Raw genomic sequence first — 4,960 nt, 5'->3', positions numbered from 1 at the left:
TGGCCCCTGTGCATTATCGGGCCACGGATTCACGGTAGCGGCTTGGCGAGCAGAGGCGTGAAGCCATCGGTGTCGAGTTCGAGGTTTTCGGCCCAGACATAGTCGCCCGTCAGATTGATGCGGTCCCATCCAAGTGGCGAGAGGCTTGCCAACATCGCCGGATCGACCGGTGTGCCGCGATGCCGCATGTCCTCGACCACTCGGTCGAGATAGCGGCAATTGAACAGGATGATGGCGGCGGTGACGAGGTTGAGGGCTGCGGCGCGGGTCTGCTGGTTCTCCAGGCCGCGGTCGCGGAATCGGCCGAGGCGGTGGAAGGCGACGGCACGGGCGAGGCTGTTGCGTGCCTCGCCCTTGTTGAGTTCGGCGGTGACGGTGCGCCGCAGGTCGGCATCCTCGAACCAGCGCAGGGTGAACAGGGTGCGTTCGATCCGCCCGATCTCACGCAGGGCCGCGGCAAGTCCGCCTTGCTGACGCTGGGCGGAGAGTCTGCCGAGGATCAGCGATGGCGTGACGGTGCGGTTTCGGATCGCGCCGATGACCTCCGCGATTTCCAGCCAGTGGGGTATAATGCGGTCGCGGTCGAGCCGACGCCCGAACAGCGGCGCCAACCTGCCGTAGTGGCGTGCCGGCTCGAAGGCGTAGAGGCGGCGATCCGACAGGCGCGGAATACGCGGCTCGAAATCCAGCCCGAGCAGGTGGCTGACCGCGAACACGATGTCGGACACGCCGCCTCCGTCGACATGGAGCGTGGCGGGATCGACCCCTGCCGCATGGCCATGGATGCCGTCGAGCGCATGGATCGCCTCGCCGGCGGTGCCGGCCATCACGCTTTGGTGAAGCGGGGCGTAGCGGTCGGTGATGGTGGTGTAAATCTTCACCACCGGGTCGCGCCCGTAATGCGCGTTGACGCTTCCGCCCGCCTCGCCGGGACCGCCCAGGGGAAATGCCTGCCCGTCGGCCGACGCGCGATGTCCCTGTCCGAACCAGGCGGCAAGCGGTTCGGCATGGATGGCATCGGTCAGGCAGGCGAGCGCGGCGCGGAACGTCTCCTCGCGCATATGCCATGTCTGCATCCGCAGAAGGGTCCGGCGTGATCCTGCACCGCAGACCTCGGCCATGCGCGAGAGGCCGAGATTGGTCGCCTCGGCGATCAGCGTGGCGAGAAAGGCGCGGTCGTCACCGGGCGGCAGCCCGGTCGAGACATGGCCGAAGTGCCGGGTGAAACCGGTCCAGCGATCGACCTGCGACAGAAGATCGGTGATACGGGTGGAGGGCAGCCTGGCGTAACAGGCAAGCGCGAAGCGGCGTCCGCCATCGCGGTCGGTATCGTCCGATGGCTCCCTGGGAAAGCGCAGCCGGTCGCCTTCGAAAAATACGGCGTCGCGCTGGCCAAGGTTGCGCTCGACCGCGAGGAGGGCGGTGTCGAGGCGGTTCGCGCGTTCATCGAGCCAGGCATGCGCATCACCGGGCAGGATCGCCGGCCTGGGCGGGGCGCCTGGCGCCGGCGCTAGCAATGCGCGCAGCGCGCGATGCACCTTTGCGGTCGGAACCCAGATATCGCTGGACGCCAACGCACCCGCGAGCGCCTCGTAGGTCGCCATTTCCCAGGATGTGCGGTCGATCGCACCGGACTGCCCGACATGACGCCGCCAGCGCCGTTCGACATGACCGAGCGGCACGTCGTCCGGCAGCGACCTGCGCCAGTCGCCATCGAGGTCGGCGAGGATCGTCATCGCCAACCGCAGACTCTGCGTATGCGCCCGCCCCTGGAAGTCGAACGTACGCAGGAACGCCGGACCACTGCGCTTGAAGGCGCGGTATTCCGGCGCGATCTCGCCCAATATGTCGTCACGGTGCGACGATGCGGTGCGCCGGATGATCGCGGCATCGGCATCGAGCGTGTCGAGCGTCGTGATCCGGTTGACGGCCGCGCCCACATCCTCGCCGGCGCGTGCCGCTTTGGCTACCGTCTCGAGCAAGACCGCGACGCGGAGCAGGCGTTCGCGCCCTTCCCGGTTCGACACGGCGACCCGTTGCTCGAGCCGCTTGCGCGCCCGCAGGCGGGCCCGGCCGACCAGCGCGCCGAACATGGTGATCGCCGCGTCGGTGAGCGTCGCCTCCATCTCGCGCAGGGTGGCGAGCAGCACGGTCCTGCGACGGGCGGGTCGCATCTGCTGGAAGGCCTGCGCGGTGTAGCGTAGCCCTTCGCGCGCGAATTGCGCGAGACGCGGTGCATGGGCCGGATCGACCGGATGCGCCGATACGCCTGTCCAGCGGATGAGCCTCACCTTTTCGACGATGGCGTCGAGCGATGCCGGGGCGACGCGGGGGTCCGGTTCGCGCAGCCAGGACAGGCGGCTCTGCCGGTCATGGACTTTCCCGTCGACCAGCGTGTCGAACCGACGACGCATTTCGGCATCGAGGCTGCGGTCGACCGCGGCGATGAGATCGGTTTCGGCGCGATGCATCGCTTCGGCCGCCATCCGCTCGACGACGCTGATACCGGGAATGACGATGCGCTCCGCGCGCATCTTCTCCAGCAACCGATCGAGCAGGGCACATCCGTCGGTGAGCGGCATTGCGGCCTCGGCAAGCCATGTCATCAGACCGGCTCGCACCGGCCGGCTCAGATCCCGAAACCCGAAACGCGCCTTGATCGCGGCAAGCTGGTCGTAGCGGGTGGGCGTGCGCCTCGCGAAGTCGGCGATGCCGCTCGCCTCCACGCCGACCTGCTCGGCGATGTGATCGAGCATGATCGCCGGAAGCAATTCGCCCGCGCGCAGGTGGCGCCCCGGATAGCGCAGGCAGCACAGTTGCAGCGCATAGGCGAGCCGGGTCGCCGGCGTCCGCGCGGTGCCGATCGCGGCCAGATCACCGGCGTCGAGGCTGTGGTGCGCGATGACCGCCGCCTCGCTGTCGGGCAGCGCCAGTAATGCGGTGCGCTGCCGCGCGGTCATCGGGATGCGTGCGGGCATTCATTATCCTTCAAAAAGCGCTTGCCATTGGGCGGCTGAATGAAAGAGGATTGTGAAAGGCGGAAGGCGGCGGAAAACCGTGGTGGCCGATCCGACCTCCGGATACGGCCGTTTGGGAAAGGGGCGCGCTTGGACACTATACCCTATCTGATCGGCTATGCCCGCGTGTCGAAGGGCGAGGAGCAGTCGAACGTCGCGCAGGCTCGCGCGTTGAATGCAGCCGGTTGCCGGCGCGTGTTCGAGGAAACCGCCAGCGGCGGGCGGTGGGATCGGCCGAAGCTTCACGAGATGATCGGGCAGTTGCGCGAGGGCGACGTGGTCGTCGTCTGGAAACTCGACCGATTGTCGCGCAGCCTGAAGGATCTGCTTCACATCATGGACCGGATCGAGGCGGCCGGCGCAGGCTTTCGCTCGCTCACCGAGGCAATCGACACCACCTCGGCCGCAGGCCGCATGATGATGCAGATGGTCGGCAGCTTCGCCGAATTCGAACGCGCGATGATCCGCGAGCGCACCAGCGCCGGCCTGGCGCAGGCGCGCGCCGAAGGGCGGATCGGTGGACGCCGGCGCAAGCTGGCCGACAAACAGCGCCGCGAGATCGCCGAATCCGTTACCTCGGGCCGCAAGTCGGGGGCCGAGATGGCCCGGCTCTACGGCGTCAGCGAACCCACCGTCTCGCGCATCGTCGCGGCGTATCGCCAGCAACTGGGAGAAGCGGCATGAAGCGGGGCCACGACCTGTCCGGTCTCATGAAGTTCGCCACCTCGCCGGCCTGGGCCGATCATCTCGGCGAGGCGCTCGGCGATCATCTCGAGCTGGCGATGGACCAGTTCGACTTCGGTTACGAAGACCTCGCCGATATCGTCGGCGACCATTGGGCCGGCGTGCTGTGGGGCTGCGCGTTCGAGGACCTGCTGACGCGCGACCTTGCACCCGATGGCCGCAACATCGTCGACGACTATATCAAACGCCGGGGCTGGAACGAGAGCGGCCCCGCCAAGGCCTATATGCGCGCGCTCCGGTCGTCGGTGATGAGCCTGTACGAAGTCAGCGAGGTCGAACCCGGCCACGGCTTCCTGATCCGCGATCTGATCCGGGGCGGCGATCCGGTGCGCGTATCCGAACGCAGCGCCTCGCAGACGCTGAAGCAATGGGACCGGATCGGTGCCCGCGTCGTCGAGGTCGGCGGCAGGCACCTTCTGTCCGGCGGGCTGCTGTCGTTCCCGATGGAGGCGGCCGACGATCTGGTGCGGGGGCTCCGCCAGGCGGAAGGAAAGCGCAGTCCGCACACCCCGCTTGTGCTCGACGATGACAAGCTGCGCGCGTTGCCCGTCCTGATCACTACTGCCTGGCTGTTCGACATCGTTCCCCGCACCCTGGAACCGGAGGGTATCCCGGTCCTGCACAACAGTGACGGCGAGGAAGTGGTGTTCCACCGCGTGCGCTTCCCCTTCGCGCGCGGCGCCACCCACGCCCTGATCGGGGAGCGGCTCGACACGTTGCCCGCGCTTCAGCGTGAAACCAGCCATTTCTGGAACTGGCTGGGCGACAGGCCCGGCAAGGCCGCGAGAGCCACGGGCAAGATGAGTTGGGGCGTGACGATGGAAGACGGCGCACCCGTGCTAGGCAACATCGAGCTGAAGGGCCGCGCGCTGATCCTTGCTGTCACCTCTGCCGAGCGTGCCGGGCGCGGCACCACTCTCATCGCCGATGCACTGGCCGGATTGGTCGGCACCCCGCTCACCACCATCGAAACCGTCGAGCAGGCCATGGCGGCGCGGGTGGAAGGGCTGACCGCATCCGAACCCGCCCCAAGTGTTCCGCCGGAGGTGGCAACCCCACTCGTCCACACCATGCTCGATCGCCAGTACCGCGCCACACTTGACGAACCGGTCGGGATGCTGGGCGATATCACCCCGCGTGCGGCCGCCAAGACCGCCGCAGGCCGCGATCGTCTTGCTGTCTGGCTCAAACACCTCGAA

3 protein-coding genes are annotated in these 4,960 nt (G+C 67.8%); 2 read left to right on the top strand and 1 reads right to left on the bottom strand.

The features are described from left to right. Nucleotides 1-29: 29 nt before the first annotated feature. Nucleotides 30-2,978, bottom strand: coding sequence for a Tn3 family transposase (locus GGR48_RS17795; protein WP_240456228.1), 2,949 nt, complete (start codon nucleotides 2,976-2,978; stop codon nucleotides 30-32). A 129-nt stretch (nucleotides 2,979-3,107) separates the two neighbouring features. On the opposite strand from GGR48_RS17795, the gene GGR48_RS17790 reads away from it, so the two are divergent. Together GGR48_RS17790 and GGR48_RS17785 are read left to right on the top strand one after the other, a co-directional pair. Next, nucleotides 3,108-3,701, top strand: a complete 594-nt coding sequence (locus GGR48_RS17790; protein ID WP_183953172.1) for a recombinase family protein — start codon at nucleotides 3,108-3,110, stop codon at nucleotides 3,699-3,701. Then, on the top strand, nucleotides 3,698-4,960 hold a 1,263-nt coding region (locus tag GGR48_RS17785), incomplete at its 3' end, for a DUF7986 domain-containing protein (protein ID WP_183953170.1). The genes GGR48_RS17790 and GGR48_RS17785, both read left to right, overlap by 4 nt.

Origin of the sequence: Sphingomonas pseudosanguinis (assembly GCF_014196255.1) — a bacterium.
In the GTDB taxonomy this organism is placed as follows: Bacteria; Pseudomonadota; Alphaproteobacteria; order Sphingomonadales; family Sphingomonadaceae; genus Sphingomonas; species Sphingomonas pseudosanguinis.
This window is presented reverse-complemented; position numbering and strand designations above follow the sequence as displayed.